The following is a 23,050-nucleotide window of genomic DNA, read 5'->3' as shown; positions in this document are numbered from 1 at the left end:
ATTTTTTTTACATTCATTGAAGAATGTAACTAACCTTTCCTCCATGCCAAATAAATTCATACAACAACTAAGTAATCCTGTAGCTTTCAGGTTATACCTGTTTTGGAAGCTGCCCGCCGCCTTCTTTTCGGGTGTGCGCATCAGAGAGATCGATGAACAGCATTGTGTGGTGACGGTTCCGTATAAATGGTTCTCACAAAATCCTTTCCGTTCTACCTACTTTGCCTGCCTGGCCATGGCGGCTGAAATGAGCACCGGCTCACTGGCCATGGCGCATGTGTACAAGCGCAAACCGCCCGTATCGATGCTGGTAGTGAAGTTTGAAGCCAGCTATTTCAAGAAAGCAACGGGGCGTACCCGGTTTGAATGTAAAGACGGCGCCTTGTTGTTGAACGCCATAGAACAAGCCGTTGCCACGGGCGAAGCACAAACCTTTGTAGCTACGGCAACCGGTACCAATGAACAGGGTGAGAAGGTAGCGGAGTGTTTGATTACCTGGTCGTTTAAAAGGAAAGGATGAATGGTTAATGGACAATGGGCAATAACCGGCGGTGCAAGATTGGTTATTAATCTCAAATTTCGCGAGCGATTTCACCATTCACCACTCACCATTCACCATTCACCATTGACCATGAAAGTTCTTGAGCCAATGATGGAATTGAACAACAAACAAAACTTTTTACAATAATGAAGATCGCATTTCACGGTGCTGCACGTACCGTTACCGGTTCAAAGCATTTACTTACTTTGAACAATGGCAAAAAGTATTTACTCGATTGCGGCATGTTCCAGGGCCTGGGCCAGGCCACCAATAATTTGAACCGCAACTGGGGCTTTAACCCGGCTGAGGTGGATTGCCTTATATTATCGCATGCGCATATCGACCACAGCGGATTGATCCCCAAGCTAACCGCCGACGGTTTTAAGGGTACCATATTTTGTACACCGGCTACCAAAGATCTCACCGAAATACTGCTGGTTGATTCGGCCGAAATACAGGAAGACGATGTGAAATACCTGAACAAGAAAAGAGCAGCCGAACACCAGCCTTACCTGAAACCCCTGTATACCCGGGAAGATGCCGAACAGTCGTTCCAGTTCCTGAAAGCGGTTGAATACGGGCAATGGCATGCAGTAGATGAGTTTGTAGAGCTGATGTATACCGATGCCGGCCATATTATTGGCAGCGCAGCTGTAAATCTGAAGATAACCGAGAATGGAAAGGTCACGCATCTTACATTCAGTGGCGATGTGGGCCGTTATCGCGATGTGATCCTGCGTTCCCCTGTTGAATTTCCGCAAGCCGATTATATTATATTGGAATCAACCTACGGCAACAGCCTGCACGAGCTGAATGTTACCACACCCGATCAGTTGTTGCAGTGGATCGAAAAAACCTGTTTGCAGAAAAAAGGCAAGCTCATTATTCCCGCTTTCAGCGTGGGCCGTACCCAGGAGATCCTGTATCATTTAAATCAGCTGGAACTGGAGCGCCGGCTGCCCGATCTGGATTATTTTGTGGATAGTCCGCTCAGTGTAAAAACAACTGAACTGGTTAAACGATACCCGCGTTATTTTAACAAGACCATTCAAAAGGTGCTGGAGTCAGATTCGGACCCCTTTGGCTTCAAAGGATTGAAGTTTATAAAAACAGTGCAGGAGTCGAAGCTGTTGAACTTCCGTAATGAACCCTGCGTCATTATTTCGGCCAGTGGTATGGCTGAGGCCGGCAGGGTGAAACACCATATCAGCAATAATATAGAGAACAGCCGCAATACTATTTTAATGACCGGTTATTGCGAGCCTGAGTCATTGGGTGCACGCCTGTTATCGGGCAGAAAGGAAGTGCACATCTATGGCGTATTGCATGAAGTGCATGCCGAAATAGGCGCCATCCACAGCATGAGTGCACATGGTGATTATGAGGACCTGAGCCAGTTTTTGTCCTGTCAGGACCCGCGCCAGGTAAAACGCCTGTTCCTGGTGCATGGCGAGTACAATGTGCAGCAACAGTTTCGCGAGCGGTTAATTAAAAAAGGGTTTGGCGATGTGGAGATCCCGGAATTACATTATGAAATAGGGCTGACTTAGTTAATAGATTTGACAGGGTCACCAAGTTGAAGATATTTTATAAAGAGCCATCTTATTGTAAGGTGGCTTTTTGTTTTGAGTGGCCAATCGGTCTTTGATTATTCCCTTTAAAGCGCGATAGCCGAGCTCCCCTTTAGGTTAGAGGGCCGGAGGTAAGCAAAAAGCCGCCTCACGGGGCGGCTTTTTTAATTCAATAATCTTTGGGTAGTCTCTAAGTAAATTTAATTCATCTATAGGCTCAGATTTTCTTGGGTAGTTCTCCTTTCAGATAATGGATTTTAAATTCTTGGACTTTTCATCGGAACTGGATGTTTAGGGTTTTTTCTCGAGGAGATTTTCGGTTGGTTTTCATGGATTGTTGGAACAAAACGGGTCTATGGTTTTTCTTTGGATATCAGGCTCCGTGAAGCCTTCAACTGGATCTCCCCTTTCGGGGTCTTTCGGTTTTTTATAGGAACTTTCGATCGTTAACAAAGATGGTCATTCTTTGTCCCGGGGACAATTTTATTCGACAAATAAGGGGAAACCTTCGATGGTAGGGGTTAAAACACGGGGGGAGTAAATGGTTTCTCTAATATGTGAGATAAAATCCAGGGTGATTGGGTAGCTAAAACGGTATAAGCTGAGCTGGAACCGCATTATTTCCCGATCACCATAATAATAAACACTTACAATATAGCGGCGCAGACAGTAGTGTAATGGTACCTATATGCCGAAACTGGTAGCCAGATGCCCTGGGCGGTGCATTGGGATACTCTGGGGCCCCTACAGGAATCCAATGGCTGCAGTGCAACCCCAAGGGAGTCTTCAGGCAGTCCGCAGGCAATACCCAGGCCATTCACCTAGAGTCTAACACCCATTCTTGGTACCATTTTAACAGGGCAGTGCACGAGTCAGCCCTAAGTAACATCCATTTGGGTAGCCTTCAGCATCCAGGGTTGTAGGGTTTTCGCCCTGAAAACAGCATAGAAATAATTATAAAAAAAGAAACCGGACCCTTTTTGGGGCCCGGCAGCTTTTTAATGAAATCCGTTTCATGAGCAGGCTGGAGATTAGTTCACACTAGTTTTCATAGTGTTGAGGGATTCCACTTTTTTCTTCCGTTCAGGGATAGGGTTTATAATTGATAACCGTCACAATTAATAAGTTACACAGTATATTAAGGGTCTGCGTTTTATGTACTTTTCTGCTATAACAAAGATGGTTACGAACACCGGCAAAGAGAAAATTATTAGCTATTTGGGGCCTTTATGCCGGTAAACAGGATGAAAATATCGATGAAGATCAGATGATGTTTAAACGCTTTAATACGTCGGCCTTATGGGCTTTACTAACCGGGATCTCGTTCCCTTTAATAAACAGGTCGTTTTCGCGGATATCGTCTATCTTATTGATATTGATTATGTACGACCTGTGAACCTTGATAAATGTTTGCCGGTTCACCTTTTCTTCCAGGTTCTTGATGGTATTGTGGGTAATGAACTTTTTATCGGTGGTCACGAATTTTACATAGTCGCCCATGCTTTCGATAAACAGGATTTCATCATTATTCAGCCGAACCAGCTTGCCATCGCATTTAATGAAGATATGATCAGAGGCTGTGCTGCTGATGTTATTTTCCCCGGCAGGGGTAGTGAGTTTATTCAGGGCCTCCTGAAAACGTTGATAGGTGAACGGTTTTTTCAGAAAGTCGGTGACATTGTATTCAAATGCGTTATAAGCGTATTCCGATTTGGAAGTGGTAAGAATGACCTTGGGATAATAAGCAAGTTGATCGAGCAGGTCGAACCCGGTAGCGCCGGGCATCTCTACATCCAGAAACAATATGTCAACGGAATTTTTATTCAGGTAATCAAGCGCCTCTTCCACGTTGGTAAAATGTCCTTTCACCTGTAACAGTCCGCTTTTTTCGCAGCATTTTGCCAGATAATCTGCGGCTACCTGCAAATCCTCTACTATGACACAGGTCCATTTCATAAAAAATTGGAATTGAATTCTTTCAACTTATTGTACTCCGTTGCGATCAGGTCTTTACTGGCTGCTAAAGTAGTTACAATTTGTTGATATTCTGTTTTTAAATCATTCGAAGACCCTGCCCTTTGACACTGATCTTCAAATTCTTTGCAAATATGTTGTACTAACGGCAATCCTACAAATCCAAACGTTGGTTTGATTTTATGTATTGCCTTTTTTAGTTCTAATAAATTATTTGATTCGTAAGCTGTTCTAATTGAATTATAATCTTCATCAAAGTGTGCCAGCGTGGTCTGGAATATTTCTTCTATATACTGGTAATCATCCTCATACAGGCTATAAAGATAATCGCTGTCGATTTTTTCATTGAAAATGAATTTTTTAGAGAAATTTGCTCCGCTCATAGGAAAATAGTTTATCCATTTTTTCGTTTAATTAATTATCCGTAGAATGAAACCTTTCGTTCTAATCCAATAACTCTATGAAGGAGAAAATATTATATCTTGTCTGGTCTATTTACCGGGATATAGTTCATACGGGCTTGTATGAAGGCGTTTCTAAAGATCTGCGTAAGCGCATCATCCGCTTCAACCAGTTTATTCTGCTTGCCCTGCTGCTGAACTTTATTTCCGTTTTCTCCTATTTTTATCACAAACTATATATAAGCGCGTTAGTAAACATTACTTCGGCTTATTTCTTCCTGCTGGCATTTTATTTCGGTTCCAAACGAAAGCTCGAAACAGGCCGCATTATCGCCGTGATCAATATAAACCTATACCTCATCGTAATAAGTTATATCGAGGGGTTGCGGGCGGGGGAGTACCTGCTGTATTTTCCTTACTTCGTGGTATTAACGTTTGTGGTGAGCATTCGCCGTAATTTTAAAGAGCTGTTATCAATATACTCCATCACAGTTATATGCTCGTTGGTTTGTGTAAAGATCTGTCCGTACATCAATAATGTTCAGGTTATCAACGAAGCCCTGTATGCGCAATTGTACAGCGGCAACCTGGTAATATCGCTGGCCATGACCATCATTTTCTCTTATTCCATATTACAGGTGAATAAAGACAATGAGGTAGCCATTTTGCAGGAAAAAACATTCGGCGATACCATCTTCAATACCTCGCTCGACGGGGTATTTATTATTTTCAGCCAAAGCAACATTATTGCCAGTTGTAATAAACGCGCCCTGGAGCTGTTTGAGGTGAATGAAAAACGCGAAATTGAAGGCACCAATATTGAACACTGGTTCGAGGAGCATCACATAAAACAGTTCAATTCCATAAAAGAAGCGCTGTCGGGCGAATCAAAGCCCTGGCAGGGCGAACTTACTCTTACGGCCAAAACAGGCCGCACTTTTTACGGCTTTGTGAGTGTGGTGCCCTTTATTTACAAAGATACCGGTTATACGAAGATCAGTATCCTGGATGTATCGAACGTGAAGATGGCCGAGTTTGAATTAATGAAAGCCAAGGAAAAAGCAGAATCGGCCGCCCGCACCAAATCGCGCTTCCTCAGCAACATGAGCCACGAGTTACGCACCCCGCTGAATGGCATCATTGGCGCCAGCAATCTGTTGTTGCAGGAAGAACATTTATCAACGCAGGAACAACACCTCGATATTTTGAAGTTTTCTTCTGAGCATATGATGATGCTCATCAACGATATTCTGGATTATAATAAAATGGAAGCCGGTAAAGTGGAGCTGGCCGATGTGCCGGTGAATATAAAAGAGTTCATGCAAAAACTGGCTTCGCAGTTCTCGCCCCAGATAAAATTGAAAGGTCTGGAGTTCAAAGTTGATATCGACGACCGCCTCGATGCGGAGTTCTTTACCGATGAAACCCGGTTGAACCAGGTGCTGAGCAACCTGCTGGCCAATTCACTCAAGTTTACCCACCAGGGCGCCATCACAATGGCGGTTCGAAAGTTGTTCTCATCGAGCGCCAAGTCGACCCTGCAGTTTATTGTAATGGATACAGGTATCGGCATTCCCAAGAACAAGCATAAAGAGATCTTCGACAGCTTTACGCAGGCTGATGTAAATACTACCCGTAAATATGGTGGAACCGGATTGGGGCTCGCCATCACCAAGCGCATCGTAAATATGTTCAACAGCGATCTGTTGCTGGAAAGTGAGGAAGGAAAGGGGAGCGCTTTTCACTTTACGGTTGAGCTGAAGATCTGCGAAAACAGGAAGCGCTATATCAATGAAGACAACATTAAACACCTCGATTCGCTGGAAGGCATCCGGTTGTTGATCGCAGAAGATAATCCGGTGAACCTTTCTATCGCCAAAAGATTTTTAACCAAGTGGGGCATAAAAGTTAGTGAGGCAACCAATGGCCGCGAAGCGCTGACCCAGTTTAAAAAAGGCACGTACGATCTGTTACTGATCGATCTTGAAATGCCTGAAATGGATGGCGCGACTGCCCTGAAAGAAATACGTAAAATTAACACGTCTATACCCGCAGTAGCATTTACAGCTGCGGTTTATGATAATATGCAGGCCGATCTGCTGCAAAAAGGATTTACTGATTTTATTCATAAACCTTTCCGGCCCGAAGAGTTACACTCAAAGATTTCTTATTTAGTGTCGGCATTGAGAGCGTAGCTTCGATTTTGAGATTTCGGGATTTTGAGATTTAGAGATTTCCGGACTTTTCGCAAGGTTCAAATTAAAGGAAATCGAAAAATCTCTAAATCGCAAAATCAGAAATTACCACTTAGGAAACTCGGTAACTTGAGGCTAAAAGAAAACGAAAGGCAAAAAAACTCAGCAAGTATTCCACCAACTTTGTATCTTGCATGCCTGTTCAATTGAGGAGCATAGTTCAGTATTAGCCGAAAAAACAAAGCCATGAGAAAGATTCCATTGAATATTTCTTCAAGCGATCAGGAATTGCTGCCGTTTCAGGCTTGGCCATTCACCAGCCATAACACCCAAAATCAGACAGGCTGGTCACTGATTAATCCAATTTGTTTTATCGCTATTATTTCAAATGCATTTGCGGATTAAATTCTGTAGTGAGCAGGTTGGCTTTTGCCGACCCCCGAACCATACCGACCACCTGTCCTAAGCTGATTACGAACGATAATTCACCTTATCATACATTTTTTCCGGGTAAAACATAGCCGCAGCAATCACCCGGGAACAACCACGGTTGCTGCATAATTTTCTCATGTGACTCGCAGCCCTTAGTCTTAGGGGCTGCCTTTTTTTTATTACCCACCGAAGCCCTGACGTAGGCGGTTTAAAAGAGCGCAGGCGTGTCTTCATCCTCCTTTGTGGAGGCTTCGGCCAACGAATCAGTGGCATTTGAGTCCCCAGATGAGCTTTTGGTTCCCCACCTCAAATTCTAACATTTCCTTAAACATACTTTCACAAAGCCTTAGATACCGGCATAGCCTTTTCAACGTAAATTATATAGGTGATTTAAACCCAAAAAGGAGGCGTGAGATGCGAATATTGAGAGCAATACCAGTTCTTATTTTACCAATCATACTGGCGGTTGGCTGTGCGGCCCCGGCCTATGTTGAAAAGGACGAGTCAGCCGATTTTAGCCGGTATAAGACCTATGCCTGGATAGAAAATACGGATAAGAAGAATGAGCGGCACAGGCAGAATGAGTTTATGAAAAGTCATGTACATGAAGCTGTGAATGCGCAGCTGCAAAAAGAAGGATGGCGTGAAGACAGGAGCCGGCCCGATGTATTGATCAGCTATGATCTGCTGGTTGAAAAAGCAACCCGGGAACAATCGAATCCTGTTTATTCAATGCCTTACCGGCGTATTTATTACAATCCGTTTTATGGCCGGTATGGGACTATTTACTATCCTTCTTCGTTCATGGGATACGATTATAATACTGCCGAAGTACAAGAGGGCACATTGACTATAACAATGGTAGATGCAAAAACAGATAAAACCATTTGGCAGGGCTGGACCACCGATGAGGTCAACAGCCGCAATGTGACCAAAAAAGAAATACAAAGCAGTGTGCACTCCATCTTCCGCAAGTTTGATGTGGTGAAGAAATAATTTGAGAACTGGTGAAAAACGATTAGCAATCGGCAATAGACAATTGGCAAGGAAGACTGAACGTTAAGCATTGCCTATTGCCCAAAATCAAAAAGCCCCGACGGTTCCGTCGGGGCTTTCTTGCAAATTGCCTATTGCAAATTGCCAATTTATTTATTGATAGTTCAAATGCAGCTCCACGCGGCGGTTCTTCTGACGGCCGGCCGCAGTGGCATTGGTGGCAATTGGTTTTGAATCGCCAAAGCCCTGGGCCGAAATACGGTTTTCGGCAATACCTTTTTTGATCAGGTATTTCTTCACCGCTTCAGCACGCTTAGCGCTCAGCTTCAGGTTGGTTACCTGGTTTCCTTTGTTATCGGTATGCCCTTCAATGCTGATCTGTAATGCAGGGTCGGTTTTCAATACCTTAACTACTATATCGAGTTTGGGATAAGAAACCTTTTGAATGATGTCTTTGCCCGACATGTAGTAAATGGCTTTTGCCGCAATGGCTACTTTCTTCACCACTTCCTGTTTTATTTCAGGACAGCCATTGTTGGCCGGTTTACCAGGTGTATTGGGGCATTTGTCCTCTTCATCATTAATGCCATCGCCATCGGTATCGGGTATGGGACAGCCATTGTATTTGGCAGTACCGGCTACCTGCGGGCATTTATCTTCTTCGTCGTTGATGCCATCACCATCGGTATCGGGTATGGGACAACCATTGTATTTGGCAGTACCGGGCACATCGGGGCATTTGTCGTTTTTGTCGGCAGTACCATCTTTGTCCTTATCGGGGCAGCCGGCCAACGTAACCTCACCCGGTACATCAGGACATTCGTCTTTTTCATCAACAACCCCGTCATTGTCTTTATCGTGGGTAACTTCTTTTATTACTTCCACCTTTTTTTCAACGGTATCAATTTTTGTTTCAACCACGGTTTGTGGCTTGGGCGTTTCAACCGGTTTCGGTTCTTCTTTCTTTTCAACAACTGCTTCCTGTACCATTTCCGGGGCTTTGTGGCGTCTTGTTTTTACGCGTTGGTAAATCGACGTGGTTATACCTATATGGAAATCGGCGGCAGTTACATTTTTGTTGGAGAAGAAATTCGACAGGATCGAAGATGAACCTACAAATACCTGTCCCAGGCGAAGACCTGCACCCCAGGCCATTTTTTTATTCAGCGTATTATAAAAGAGGGGCGAATAAAGGCTGAACCATTTTTTCTCGAGGCGGGGTGTAATTGTGAACGAAGTTGCGTAATGCGCGGTGTACTGGTTCTTGTCTTTGTTAAGAAGGTTCACTACGGTACCTGCATTAATGAACAGCCGTTTGTAAAGATGATAATCGGCATCAAAGCGGAAAGTACCGGGCAGTTTAACCTTGAAATTGTCGCCATGTGCCTGCTTGGTGATGATATGCATATTCTCGAGCCGGGTAAAATAGTCATCGATGCTTTCACCATCTTTTTTATCGAGGTCATCGGTGCTTAATCCCGATGCATTCATGGTATAGCTGTTGCCATGCTCTGAATTGCTGTATTTTACCGATCCGATATCGTTTACTGAAGCGTTTATGCGCAATTTATAGGGCGTTTGATCGGTGGCAAGCCAGCCGCTGTTGTCGGGCCGCCATTCGTACTGGAAACCCAGATCGAATCCCCAGCCATAATTGTTGGTAGATTTTTTCAGTACGTCCAGGAGCTCGTTATCCTTATTGTCCATTGCATCGAGGTTACCCGAATAGCGTACGTTCACATCGCCTTCGAGCTGGTTAATGTGATCGTTCTTGGTAATATTTACCAGTGCTTTATTCGAATATATGGAGGCGGCCGCAAGCCCCATCACAAATTTTCCGGTAATACCCATTTTCAGCAGGTGATTGGGCGAACTGTATATAATACGGCCATAAGTTAACCCGGCATCGGCAAATGCATGGGCCTTTGCCTGCAGGTTATTTTCCTGGATGGTGGTATTGTAGAAGGCTGAATCGTTGCCGAACGAGCGGAACGTTTTATCGCTCAGGTTGAATTCATTCACCAGCGTACGCACGCGGGTGTACAGGCCAAAACCGCTTTTTTTACCGGTAGTGATCATGAGCGAGGGGCCCAGGATATCGGTATTCATCCACAGCGTCTTGTTATTGTTGTTGGGCGATTTAAAGTAATCCCTGTTCTCCTGAAGATCTGAAAATTTGAAATGGGTGAAATTGTCTTTCTTAAGCTCATAAGCAGTATTGCCTGCCATGGCGCTCATTGAAAACCAGTTGATATTCACTTTATACTTGCTGGCTGCCACCGAGGCGGGGTTTTGCAACATGCCGTGAACACCCGAGTAATTGTCGTAGGTGTAACCCGTAAATTGTTGTGATAAACCAATCAGGGGTACGCAACTAATAAGGCCTGCTACAAGGCTTTTTTTCATGACTTGGGTTTGGATTAAGCGGTTAAAATATATTGTTACTGCTGCATTCAAAAACGTCGCAAGGTAAAATAAATTATATGTAATATGAAATGAATAGGTTATATATGTTACAAATCAATTTACAGCCTGCTAAATAGCGATTTGTGGGGGTGTGTTGAATGGTGCGACAGTGTTGGGGGTACTCATTGTTCCCATTGGAGGAATGGTTCCCACCTGGTAGTGTACCCGCCCCTGGGCGGGCTTGCACTGGGCAAAGTTGAAGTGTTGAAGGGGCCCGGCGATAATAATTATTTTACATATTTTATTCCTGCCATTGTTACCTGCTTAATAATGAACGGGCTTTATATTCATATGTCGACGCTTTATATACATGGAATGAATATGCGAAAACAGGGAAAGTAACTACATTTAACGTTGCATCATTAAAGAATAATAACCCTGGATCGAAGAACCCTTTAGCTGCAAATAACCTTGCAGTGTTCCTGACATCTTCTTCATATTTCCAGCCACCATTGATCAATGATCTGCTGATTTAGAAATCAAATACCTGACCTATTTAAAACAATCCGTACGTATGAAAATTTTTACACCTTCGGCCCCGAAGGCTTACCTGGGGCTATTACTAAAAATTATTCTGTGCATGTTATGGCTGTTGTGCATTATATCAGCAGCCTTTTCGCGTGAGCTGCCTTTTCTGCCGGTATTGGGCCAGCAGCCGGGCAATCAAACGGTTTGCGCCGGTTCAAACCCCGTCTTTACTATTGGTACGGTAAGCGGTACCAGTGGCACCGTCACCTACCAATGGCAGGTGAGTGTGAACAGTGGCGGCAGTTACAGCAATGTTGTAGATGGCGCCAGCTATAGCGGCGCCTCGGGCGTTACCCTCACGGTGCTGAACGTTTCCACTGCCCTGAACGGGAATTTATACCGTTGCCGGGTCACCGATGGAACTGGTACTACCACTTCAAACGGGGGCCTGCTTACCGTGAATGCCACGCCGGCTGTTTCATCGGCCACCAGGTCAACCACTGTGTGCGTGGGCGCTACGGCTGGTTTGGCGGTGACCAACGACGCTACCCTCAGCTACCAATGGCAGCTGAGCACCGACAATGGCGTTTCATGGGCTAATGCTACTGGTTATTCCGGCAGCAATTCCAACGATTTAACCTATCCCGCAGCAACCCTGGCCATGAATGGTTATTTGTTCCGGTATATTGCCACCAATACTACCACTTTGTGTTCTGCTACCAGTGTTGCATTGGATACATTAAAAGTATTGTCGAAGCCGGTATTTTCGGGTTTAGGTGTTGTGGCACCAACGCTGGCTACTATTTGCCCCGGCGGCGATACTTCCTTTATTGCAACGCCTTCCGGTGCTGCTACCATGGCCTATCAATGGCAACTGCGGCAATTGCCCAGTGGTACCTTTGCCGATATAACCGATGGCACAGGATACAGTGGTTCACAAACCAATAATTTGCATATAACCGGTTTTGCCGGGGCTGCCGGTACAAGCTGGCAGGTGCAATTGATCGCCAGTTATCCCAGTACACTGGGTTGTGCTTCTTCGAGCCTCGGCGCTATCTCGGTTCGTACCATGCCTTCCGTGGCGCTTCAACCAAAAGATACCACGGTTTGCGCCAACAGCCCGGCCGGTTTTAAAGTAACGGCTTCGGGTAGTATTACCCTGTTATACCAATGGCAAACAGATAATGGTACCGGTGGTGTTACCTGGTCAAATTCAACCGAAGCCTCCGCTAATACCAACACACTTAGTTTGGGTACTGTTACCACTGCCAAAAATGGCTGGCGGTACCGGGTAATTGTGAGCAACAGTTTTTGTGGCGCCCCTACAACTTCCCAGGATAAAGTACTGACGGTTCGCCGTTCAGGTACCTGGCTGGGTGCAAAAGATACTGCCTGGCAGGAACCAATGAACTGGTGCGGTGGTGTTCCTGATAATACCATCGACGTGCTGGTGCCCAACTGGCCAACCAAAATGCCGCTTATCAGTGATGGAACCAATACTGCTTTCTATAAAAGCCTTGAAATTGAAAATGCGGCCCGTCTTACCATCAGTGGCGGTACAATTGATAATATGACCGGTCCTTTTAATTTGGCAGGAACCGTAGCTTATACGGCTACACGTGATCAGGAAATTTTCCCGGCCAACCACGGCTCGCTGGAGATCAACGGCACCGGTAATAAATATTTAAGGAGCAATGTAGATATAAGTAATAACCTGGTGCTGGGCGGCTCGGCCAAACTGGCTACGCGCACTAATTTCCTTACCATGAAGAATGGCAGCAATACCATTGCTACCAATGGGTTTACCGGTTCTGCTACCAGCTGGGTAGTTACCGGTGATGGCAGTACCGGCGCCGCACATACAGGTATAGGTGGATTACGTATTGAACAAATAGATGCCACGGATGGCGCTGTTTTGTTCCCGGTAGGGCCAACGCCTGCTGCATATAACCCCCTCCGGCTCAGCAATACCGGTACCATCGATAATTTTACCATTGCAGTTAATGACCAACGGATACCTGGTGGTATAATTAATGCGGGTGTCGACAGAACCTGGAGTGTAACGGAAGCTGTGCCTGGTGCAAGCAATGTAACGCTTTCATTGAGATGGCAGGGCGGTGAAGAGCAATCTGCTTTTGACAGAACCAAGGCTATGGTCATCAGGTCGAATGGTACATCGATCGTTGAGTCGAGCAGTGTGTCGGCCGCCAATGGCGCCAACCCGTATACCAGTGCCGATGGAATTTTTACCACGCTTACGCTGTTCAGTGTGGCCAGTAATACAAGTGTATTACCAGTGGAGTTAAGATCGTTCACTGCGCAAAAAACAGGTACTGCAGCGGTGGGCTTAAACTGGAATACCACCGGGGTACTGGAGGCGAAATATTTTACGATACAAAGATCAACGGATGGAGTGAAGTTTGTGGCTATCGGGAAAGTGAATGGCGAAACAGGTAAAACGGCTTATAATTATACCGACAACCTGCCTGGCAGTGGCATGGTGTATTATCGTTTGCAAATTGTAACACAGCAAAATGAAATGGTGTACACCGGTATTCAGTCGGTTTTATTAAACAGTGCCGGCCTGGTTCAACTGAGACCCTCGGTTACCAATGGGGCTGTAACCAATGTATATGTATATACGCCTGAGCAATCGATGATCAGTTTGTATATAACTGATGTTTCGGGCCGTATTCATGTCCGCCAAACGTTACAACTGACCAAAGGAGCGAATCAGTTGCCGCTCTGGATAGGATCGCTTGGCAAAGGAGTGTATTATGTACATGTGAAAGATGGAAGCGGCAATGCCAGCGTGACGACGTTGGTGAAGCAGTAAAAAGGTGCATATAATGATCTTCGTACAATAGAAGAGGCTGTTTGCCAACTGGCGAACAGCCTTTTTTGTTACTTACGGGCTTATCTACCCCGGGTCCGGGTAAAACTTGTTCCGATAACCGCATTTCGGAATAACTAAACGGCATACCTGACTTAAAATGTAACATTTTGATATAAAGATGCCGCATTTTGATTCAACTTTTCGTCTTACCCGACCAACTTTAGTGCATGGCAGCCCCGGGTTGGGTCATACCTGAATGGAATTTCATCATACCAGACTCGATTTTCATCATACCCGAATGGATTTGCTCCATCCCGGGCTAAGATTATACCATACCTTCCTTAGGTATAGCCAAATCTTATTCCGGGACGTCGAATTCTTTGCTACTGATATCACAAAGTAGCCTACTGACGCTCCATAATAAGATCTGGCTACAATATAATGAGTGCCGGATACACTATAGTGATATCGGGATATTATATTGTTAGTACTGAAAATTGTATATCTACTCCCTGATGCGCCATAATAACCAATTCATGATGCATTCAACCCAACCCCGTGTCACCAACACTTTAAAAAATAAAAAAGCCCCGATAAATATCGGGGCTCTATTCAGTCCACTCAAAAACATATTATCGTATCATCAACTTACCCGTTTGCTCGTATCCTTCGCTCGTTATTTTAAAGATATACAAGCCCGGTTTTAAGAAATGTGCCGGCGTTACGGTTATGATGCCGTTTGCCGGTTTGTAGTTATTTGTGTACATCAATTTACCGGTAAGATCAGTAATAGTGACCTGGTGAGCTTTGTTATTGTATTCATTGTTCACCCTGATGCTGAAATGATCATGCGCCGGATTAGGATATGCCACCGCAACACTTTGAGCATCCGTTATATTCACTGATACAATGCTTGAGTAGGTGGTGCGGGTTCCGGGATCGCCTGTGATCTGCAGCTGGTAATAATTTATACCGGGGGCAGGGTTAGCATCGGTAAAGCTGTAATTGGTGGCCGCATTGCCATTGCTGTTACCTTTTACCGTTCCAATGGTTGTAAAGTTTATCCCATCTGTGGCATGTAGAACAGTGAACACGGTATTGTCTTCGCCGCTGGCCGTCCAGCGTAATAATGCTTTCTGGTCGTATTTATCGGCACCAAAATAGATCAGGTGCACCGGCAATATTATTCCAATACCGCTAATAACCCCTGAATTGGCAGTGCCTGCGCCGCTGCCTGCATGGGTGGCCCCGCTTGCGCTGCTGTTCAAACCTCCTGTGCCGGGTGTTGTGGTAGTAGTGACGTTGGTTGTAGGTGCGGCGTTCGCGAAAAGAACAGCGCCCTGGCCACCACCGCCGCCGCCGCCATGGGTATCGGTGTTGATCACATTACCGCCATCGCCGCCATTGGCCTGTATTTGCAACGGGCAGGTAGAAGGAACGGTAAAACTGTTTACCTGGAAAAGAATGGTGCCACCGGCTCCGGCTCCGCCGGCTCCATCGCCACCGCTGTTGGCAGCAGTAGCGCCATTGGCCGAAATACGTACGTTAGAGGAGCTGCAACTGGTTGTAATGGCATTGGCTTTTATAATAACAATGCCACCACCGGCCGCGCCGGCTGTTTGAGTACTGTTATTACCCTGGCCGCCGCCGCCGCCGCCACCCATGAACAGGCGGGTGCCTGCCAGCAGGTAAGTGTTGAGTGCAATACCACCCACCCCACCCGAGGGGGTGCCGCTGCAGGTATACCCTGCCCCACCATCGCCACCGGCAGAATAATTACCGCCACCGGCGCCGCCGGCATTGTTAAAGTTGCCGCCGCCGCCCCCATTCAATAAATGGCCCCGGGCATAGTTATACCAGGTGCTGGTACTTAAATAGATCCCTTGTCCTTTGGCGCCATATCTGGTAGAGTTGATGCGGTATACACCCGGCGCGCAGGCGCTATCGTTAACGGTCGAAATGTTGCCACCGGCAAAACCCTGTCCATCGGCGGTGATATTGTTCTTCAGTGTCAGCGTGCCACCAACCTCAATGGCCACTACTCCACCCGTGATCCCATTCCATGCTACAGCGGGAATGTTAGCCGTGGTAGTGTAATTGCCGGTGCTGAGCGTGGTAAGGCTTACCACCTGTACATTGCTGTTTGTCCCGATCGTAAAGGTGTTGGGCATAGCTGCTGTCAGCGTAATGATGGTTCTGCCTGTGTTGATGGCGCTGATAACGCCCATGTAGTAAAAGCCGGCGTTGGAAATGGCGCTCAAATTACCAAAACTCGCATTGTTCGAAGTGTTGGTGCCTATAACATTATCCTGCATTTGCAGAACGATCACTCTTTCATTGGCTGCAAACGTGTGATAGGTTTCATTAAGATTGTCGATCGTCAATTGCGTTCTGGCAGTATTGATAGCCGTAACGCGGGCATAGGCATTTACCTGTGCCTGGCTGGTTGCGGTTAACAATAAACAGAGTGAAAATGAAAGGGCTGTCAGAAGCGTGGTACTTTGAATACGGCGGGGGATACCGTATAAACGGTAGATTTGTTTCATCGGTTCGGATTTTAATTGGGTTCTCGCTTTGGGTGATAACAGGAACAAAGTAAGGCAATTATTCATTTCAAACACACTATTCTTTTTATTCTACGTATATATGTTTCTGGTATATGTTTATACATTACTGATTGCCGTTATTTATTTCTCGTTTAAATACGATGTTTGCTGAAATGTATGCTGCTACTGCGTTTCAGGGGATTTTAAAAATGCGGAAGCTTATACGTGAAGTATGCACACGTTTGCAATTATTACAATGTGTATGGTGATTGCTGAATGATCGCTGGTTGTTCTACGAATTGTGCTTCGTGTAATTCCGTTTACGCAAATAGTATTATGTGTTGTAAAAAAAGGAGGTTATCGCAATTTGCGATAACCTCCTTTATGTATAAGTGAAATCCGGAAACTTATTTCACGATCATCAGCTTCCCGGTATATGATTTTCCACCGGTATTGATGATATAATAATAAGCGCCTGCCGGTAATTGGGTGGCAGGTACTGCTACCTGGTACGGGCGATTGGCGGTTATAACGCCTCTGAACAGCACTTTCGCACAAGTGCCCAGCGCATTGTACAGGCTTACACTGGTATTGGCACTTTGTGGCGAGGTGAATTCAATAACACCGTTTGTTGCTACCGGGTTGGGATATGCTTTATACGTAAAGCTGGTAACAACTGATGCTGGCGTATTTTGTGTGGTGGCGCCTGTTGCTGTGCCAGTGGTTGATTTGCGGCCGCAATTTGAATAGTCTTCTTTTACTTCTGTAAAGTCGGTTGCATTACATCCGTTCGATGGGTCTGTTACGGTGATGTAATAAATACCGGCTCCAACAACTGTTGCCGATGGGTCAACACTTACAAAGTCAGGGCCTACCCACATAAATTGAGCGCCAGGCGTGGTGGTATTGGCCGTAAGCGTAGCACTTGGGTTAGTGCACGTTATTGGGCTGGTATTACTAATAGTGAACGCCGGTGCGGTAGTGTTTTCCACTACGTTGGTCGATTTGCTCGATTTACAACCATTACCGGGGTTGGTGGCGGTAAGGGTATAAACACCACCGTGCATAACGTTGGCCGATGAGGAATTGGAAGAATACTTATTAGGGCCTTCCCAAACATAGTTCACTCCCGATGAAGAAGAATAACCCGAGATGGTTATGCTGGTATTCAAACAGGTAATGATACCGGAGTTATTGATAGAGATCTCTCCCGGCGGCGCCGTATTCTCTTCAACAATGGTGCTGGCGGTGGCAAAACAGCCATTTGTTGGGTTGGTGGCCGTGATAATATAAGTACCACCTTTGTTTACTGATGCATTTAATGTAGTAGCGGTATACCCGTTCGGTCCGCTCCAGCGGTAGGTTAAGCTGGGTGATGAAACCGTGGCGCTGATGGCTATGCTGGGGTTGTTACAGGTGATAATACCCGTGTGCGATGCCGTTACACCGGTTGGGGTTTCTATATCCTGCGTTACAATAACCTGGCTGGTTGATAAACAGCCGTTGGCCGGGTTGGTAACTGTTAACATATACGTGCCGGGTGTTGTTACTGAAGTAACGGGCGTGGTGGCTATTACGCCAACGCCGTTGCTCCAGCTATAGGTAACGCCCGATGTTGTAGAGCTGCCGGTTAAGGTAGCGGGCGTAGCCACGCAGGTAAGCTTTATAGGATTGGCTGTAGCGCTTATACCGGGGCGCGTTGTATCCTTTGTAACAGCAGCTGTTGCGGTGGCTGTACAGCTTCCCAGGGCAACTGTTAAGGTATAGGTACCTGCCGTTGTTACAACCGGGTTCTGTGCCGTGGATGTATAACCATTCGGCCCGCCCCAGGTATAGCTTGCGCCTGATGCCGCAGTGCTGCCCTGAAGCGTGACCGAATTATTAATACAGTTCATAGCGCCGCCGGTTGCACTGGCGGTTATATTACTGGGGCCTGATGCTATGGCCTGTACATCATCGAAATAATAAAACTCATCGTTGCCGGTAGCCTTTGCCCTTACCACGATCTGCAGCGTGCTGGCATTCAGTCCTGAAAGGGATATGGAAACGGGCGTTGGTGTAGTGCTGTGATTATTTATGCCAGCGGTTTTTTCGGCAAATAATACCTCAGTACCATTGTTGAGTTTGTAATAGAACCGGATGTAATCACCATATAAAGGATCGGTGTTCATCACAGCGCCATTGATAACGGCACTTCTTACAGTAGCCGAGATAGCAGCATTGGTTTTTCCTGTGATGTTGATGGCTCCCGAGGTCCATACACCTTCAGCACCCGTGTTGGTAGAACTGTTACTGACACGGAACTCATTATTGAGCACAGAGAACAGGGCTGTAGATGGGTTTACGCTGGTCGTCCATGGGGTGGTGCCTGCATCTGCTGTGGTGCCATTGGCCAAAGTGAAATCTTCCAGCCAGGTGCTCGAAACAGTGTTGCTTTGGGTAACAGTAGCTGTTGCGGTGCTGGTACAACCATTTACAGGATTGGTTACCGTTAAATAATAAGTGCCGGCTGCAGTAACTGCAGGGTTCTGGGTGGTAGCTGTAAAGTTGTTCGGGCCCGTCCAGCTATAACTTACTCCCGAAGTGGTAGAAGAACCCGACAAAGTAGTCGAACTGCTGGTGCAGGTAAGTGCACCGTTGGCTGCCGCCGTGGCGCCGGGTGCTGTATTGTTTAATGAAACCAGCGCAGTATCACTGCCGGTACAACCTGTTGACGGGTCGGTAACGGTCAATGTATAAATACCTGCGGTGGTAGCCGATGGATTTTGCACGGCGCTCGTAAAGTTGCCAGGGCCCGTCCAGCTGTAATTTACAGCCGATGTAGCCGAGGTGCTGCCGGTCATTGGCACACTGTTTCGGGTACAGGTAAGTACATCGGTAGCCGTTGCCACTGCATTCAGCGCAGACTGGGTGGTTCCTGCAACCTGTACATTATCGAAATAATACCGCTCGGCAGAACCGGAATTGCTGGTTTTGATGATCACCTGCAGGGTGCTGCCATTGAGCGCTGCGGAGGTGAAGGTAGTAGAGGCTGTGCCGGTGGTGGTTGAACCCAGGCCTGCAAGGTCTTCAAATACCAGCGTCTCTGCACCGCCGTTCAATTTATAATATACGCGAATATAATCGGCTGTTTCAAATGAGCCGCTGGTTACTTCACTGCGCAGGTCAACCGAGAAGGTTACATTCGTTTTGCCTGCAATGTTTATTGCCTGTGAAGTCCATACTCCTTCGTACTGATCGTCGAACGAAGTTTTGAATTCATTGTTTTGTACTGAGTAGGTACCGCTGCCGCTGGCAGTGGACGTCCAGGCGGTAGTACCCGCGTCGGAGGTAGTACCATTGCTCAGACCTGAAAAATCCTCGAGCCAGAAGGTGCCGGTACTGCTAGTGCTCATTGTAACAGTAGTGTTTGCCGTACTGGTACAACCGTTTGCTGGATTTGTAACAGTTACAGTATAAGTGCCGGCCACAGTAACTGCCGGGTTTTGTGCAGTAGAAGTGAAATTGTTCGGGCCCGTCCAGCTGTACGTAACGCCGGAAGTAGAAGAACCTCCTGAAAGAGTAACCGAAGATCCGCCGCTACAGCTGAGCGTTCCGCTGGCGCTGGCTGTGGCGCCTGGCGCAGTGGTGTTCAGGGCAACAAGGGCCGTATCGGTTCCACTGCACCCGGTAGCAGGGTTTTGAACGGTCAATGTATAAATACCGCTTGCAGTTACAACAGGGTTTTGTGCAGTAGACGTGAAGTTATTCGGGCCTGTCCAGCTATAGCTTACGCCGCCAGCTGTTGAATTGCCAAGCAAAGTGACCGATGAAGTGGTACAGGTAATTGTACCGCCGGTTGCAGTAACCGTCTCCGTGGCAAGACTGCTTCCTGAAAGCTTTATATTATCGAAATAATACCGCTCGGCAGAACCGGAATTGCTGGTTTTGATGATCACCTGCAGGGTGCTGCCATTGAGCGCTGCAGACGTGAAGGTAGTAGAGGCTGTGCCGGTGGTGGTTGAACCCAGGCCGGCAAGGTCTTCAAATACCAGCGTTTCTGCACCGCCGTTTAATTTATAATAAACGCGGATGTAATCGGCAGTTTCAAATGAACCGCTGGTTACTTCACTGCGCAGGTCAACGGAGAAGGTTACATTCGTTTTGCCTGCAATGTTTATTGCCTGTGAAGTCCATACACCTTCGTACTGATCGTCGAACGAAGTTTTGAATTCATTGTTTTGTACTGAGTAGGTACCACTGCCGCTGGCTGTTGACGTCCAGGCGGTAGCGCCTGCGTCGGATGTGGCGCCATTGCTGATGTCGGAAAAATCCTCGAGCCAGAAGGTGGCGGGCGCCGATGAACCTGCCGTTACTGATACCGATTGCGAAGCAGTACAGCCGTTTGCCGGATTGGTTACGGTTGCGGTGTAAGTGCCTGCTGCGGTTACGCTGGGGTTTTTCGAAGTGCTCGTAAAACTATTAGGTCCCGTCCATTTGTAGGTAGCGCCGCTGACTGTTGAGCTTACATTCAGTGTAATGCTCGATAAACAGGCCAGGTTTCCGCCAGTAGCGGTGATATCAGGCGCTGTTTTATTTTCAGGAACGGTGATGGTAGCAGATGCCGCACAGCCCGAAGCCAGGGTAGCGGTTACAACATATTGCCCGCCTGCACTTACTGCCGGGTTTTGTACAGAAGAAGTAAACCCGTTTGGCCCCGTCCAGGCCCAGGAACTCACCGAGCTGCTGGCAGTTGCCGACAATTGCGCCGTGGCGGTACAGGTTACAGTTCCGTTTACTGTTGGCGTAACGGTAACGGTTCCGGTACTGCTGCTGGTGCCGGTTACTTTGATATTATCAAAGTAGTAACGTTCCGTAGGATCTGAATTACTGGTTTTAATGATGATCTGCAGGGTGCTTCCGTTCAGGGAAGCCGAATTAATGGTAGCAGAAGCATTGGTGTTGGTGGTGCTTCCAAGGCCGGCGAGGTCTTCATATACCAGGGTCTCGGCGCCGCCGTTCAACTTGTAATAAACCCGGATATAGTCTGCGGTTTCGAAGGCATCACTGCTGCTGGCTAATTCACTGCGCAGATCAACCGAAAAGCTGACATTCGTTTTTGAGGAAATGTCTATCGACTGGGAGGTCCAGATGCCTACGCCCTGGCTGCCGCTGAACGAAGTTTTGAATTCATTGTTTTGTACTGAATAGGTTCCAGATCCGGTAACAGAGGTTGTCCATGCAGTGCTTCCTGCATCGGAGGTAGTGCCATTACTCAGGCCGGCAAAATCTTCGAGCCAGAAGGTGGTGGCGGCAGATGAACCCGCCGTTACCGATACCGATTGCTGGGCGCTGCACCCGTTTGTGGGGTTCGTTACCGTGACCGTATAAGTGCCGGCTGTACAAACGGTGGGGTTTTGAGCCGTCGACGTAAAACTGTTCGGTCCCGACCATCTATAGGTAGCGCCGCTTACATTGGAGGTGGCGCTGATGGTTACGCACGACCCGCAGGCCAGTGCGCCACCGGTTGCGGTGATCACCGGCGCCGTTTTATTCTCTGTAACAGCAACACTGGCTGATCCGGTACCACTGCTGTTGGTAGCCACTACAGTATACGTACCGGCTGCTGTAATAGTGGGATTTTGTGCCGTGGAGGTATAGCCATTAGGGCCCGACCAGCTCCAGGTGGTAGTGCCCGAACCGGTTGCCGTGGCAGATAAACCCAAAGAGGGACTGGCGCAGGTTAATATGCCCCCATTTGCTGCAGTGGCTGTTACATTGATAGCAGAAACCGCGCAGGGCCCTTTTTCTTTAAACACCCGGTACTCTTCAATGTAGTACTTGGAGGTTTGCGAACCGCCATTATTATAGTTATAGATCTTTACCACCAGCTGCACATTGCTGCCGGTAAGCGTGCCCGAAGTAAAGTCGATGGTGCCGAAATTACCGGTACGCGAATCCAGCAGCGTTTCGGCGCCGCCGTTAATTTTGTAATAGATCTTTACGTATTCCGAACTGTTCATATCGCCTTCAGAGGAGACTTTTACAGCTACCTGGAAATCGGAATACCCCGCGGTTGAAAATACCCGCGAATACCAGATGCCTTCACCACCCAGCTCCTGGGCATGCACGCGTTTTGATTTTACGGCAAAAATGCCGGTGGAGGCTACTTTCGATGCATCGAGGTACCATCCTGTTGCCGATGCATCGGATGTAGTACCATCGGCCAACTCAAACTTACCCGAAACAATGGGGCATTCGGGCGTGGCGGACAGGTAATTACTAAGTAAAAAGAAAAATAGTAATAAAGTAAACGGTTTAGGTAATCGTCTTTGCATATTTATGGGTGTTTATCTACGGTTGTGTGCATAGTATTCCCATTCCCGCTCCACACAGAACAGGTTAGGGTAATACCCATAGGTTTTGTTAATGTGTTTGGCCATGCCTCATTGGCACGGCGCAGTTGATGATGTGTATGCTTATCAGTTGTCCGCTTTGTAGGAAAAGGCAGGTAGCTTGCTTATACTACCTTATGTGCAGGTTATTGAAGACGGTCAAATTAATAACAAAGTTTTGGGGCAAACACATTTATTTTACGTGTATTCCTTTGCGTATGCGAATCAGTCGTTGATAAGTTAGAATAAT

General features: G+C 46.8%; 11 protein-coding genes. 6 read left to right on the top strand and 5 right to left on the bottom strand.

All coding sequences use genetic code 11. The features are described from left to right. Window positions 1-43 precede the first annotated feature (43 nt). Both A3860_RS11950 and A3860_RS11945 read left to right on the top strand, forming a co-directional pair. On the top strand, window positions 44-520 hold the full coding sequence (locus A3860_RS11950; protein ID WP_081146934.1) for a DUF4442 domain-containing protein: 477 nt from the start codon (window positions 44-46) through the stop codon (window positions 518-520). A gap of 167 nt (window positions 521-687) precedes the next feature. Beyond that, the gene (locus A3860_RS11945; protein WP_081146933.1) at window positions 688-2,091 is read left to right on the top strand and encodes an MBL fold metallo-hydrolase RNA specificity domain-containing protein; all 1,404 of its coding nucleotides are present in this window, start codon (window positions 688-690) and stop codon (window positions 2,089-2,091) included. A gap of 1,284 nt (window positions 2,092-3,375) precedes the next feature. Here the strand turns inward: A3860_RS11945 and A3860_RS11940 are convergent. Together A3860_RS11940 and A3860_RS11935 are read right to left on the bottom strand one after the other, a co-directional pair. Beyond that, on the bottom strand, window positions 3,376-4,068 hold the full coding sequence (locus A3860_RS11940) for a LytR/AlgR family response regulator transcription factor (RefSeq protein WP_081146932.1): 693 nt from the start codon (window positions 4,066-4,068) through the stop codon (window positions 3,376-3,378). Beyond that, window positions 4,065-4,469, bottom strand: a complete 405-nt coding sequence (locus tag A3860_RS11935; protein WP_081146931.1) for an Hpt domain-containing protein — start codon at window positions 4,467-4,469, stop codon at window positions 4,065-4,067. The genes A3860_RS11940 and A3860_RS11935 overlap by 4 nt, the downstream gene beginning before the upstream one ends. Window positions 4,470-4,546: 77 nt before the next feature. On the opposite strand from A3860_RS11935, the gene A3860_RS11930 reads away from it, so the two are divergent. From A3860_RS11930 to A3860_RS11925, 3 genes are all read left to right on the top strand, one after another. Continuing rightward, on the top strand, window positions 4,547-6,682 hold the full coding sequence (locus A3860_RS11930) for a hybrid sensor histidine kinase/response regulator (RefSeq protein WP_081146930.1): 2,136 nt from the start codon (window positions 4,547-4,549) through the stop codon (window positions 6,680-6,682). Window positions 6,683-6,928: 246 nt separating this feature from the next. Then, on the top strand, window positions 6,929-7,087 hold the full coding sequence (locus tag A3860_RS41080; RefSeq protein ID WP_158085214.1) for a hypothetical protein: 159 nt from the start codon (window positions 6,929-6,931) through the stop codon (window positions 7,085-7,087). Between the two features lie 441 nt (window positions 7,088-7,528). Next, window positions 7,529-8,110 carry a DUF4136 domain-containing protein gene (locus tag A3860_RS11925; RefSeq protein ID WP_158085213.1) on the top strand — a complete coding sequence of 194 codons (582 nt, stop codon included), beginning with the start codon at window positions 7,529-7,531 and terminating at the stop codon, window positions 8,108-8,110. Between the two features lie 153 nt (window positions 8,111-8,263). Here A3860_RS11925 and A3860_RS11920 read toward each other — a convergent pair whose 3' ends face one another. Continuing rightward, window positions 8,264-10,516 (bottom strand): DUF5723 family protein, encoded by a 2,253-nt coding sequence (locus tag A3860_RS11920; RefSeq protein ID WP_081146928.1) that lies wholly within the window; start codon window positions 10,514-10,516, stop codon window positions 8,264-8,266. Between the two features lie 574 nt (window positions 10,517-11,090). On the opposite strand from A3860_RS11920, the gene A3860_RS11910 reads away from it, so the two are divergent. After that, the gene (locus A3860_RS11910; RefSeq protein ID WP_081146926.1) at window positions 11,091-13,880 is read left to right on the top strand and encodes a T9SS type A sorting domain-containing protein; all 2,790 of its coding nucleotides are present in this window, start codon (window positions 11,091-11,093) and stop codon (window positions 13,878-13,880) included. A 632-nt stretch (window positions 13,881-14,512) separates the two neighbouring features. Here the strand turns inward: A3860_RS11910 and A3860_RS11905 are convergent. Continuing rightward, window positions 14,513-16,426 (bottom strand): T9SS type A sorting domain-containing protein, encoded by a 1,914-nt coding sequence (locus A3860_RS11905; RefSeq protein WP_081146925.1) that lies wholly within the window; start codon window positions 16,424-16,426, stop codon window positions 14,513-14,515. Window positions 16,427-16,833: 407 nt separating this feature from the next. Beyond that, window positions 16,834-22,743 carry a T9SS type A sorting domain-containing protein gene (locus A3860_RS11900; RefSeq protein ID WP_081146924.1) on the bottom strand — a complete coding sequence of 1,970 codons (5,910 nt, stop codon included), beginning with the start codon at window positions 22,741-22,743 and terminating at the stop codon, window positions 16,834-16,836. Window positions 22,744-23,050: the final 307 nt, after the last annotated feature.

This window comes from Niastella vici (assembly GCF_002077945.1).
Classification (GTDB): domain Bacteria; phylum Bacteroidota; class Bacteroidia; order Chitinophagales; family Chitinophagaceae; genus Niastella; species Niastella vici.
Note: the sequence above shows the minus strand (reverse complement) of the source record. Positions and strands in the feature narration are given on the sequence as shown.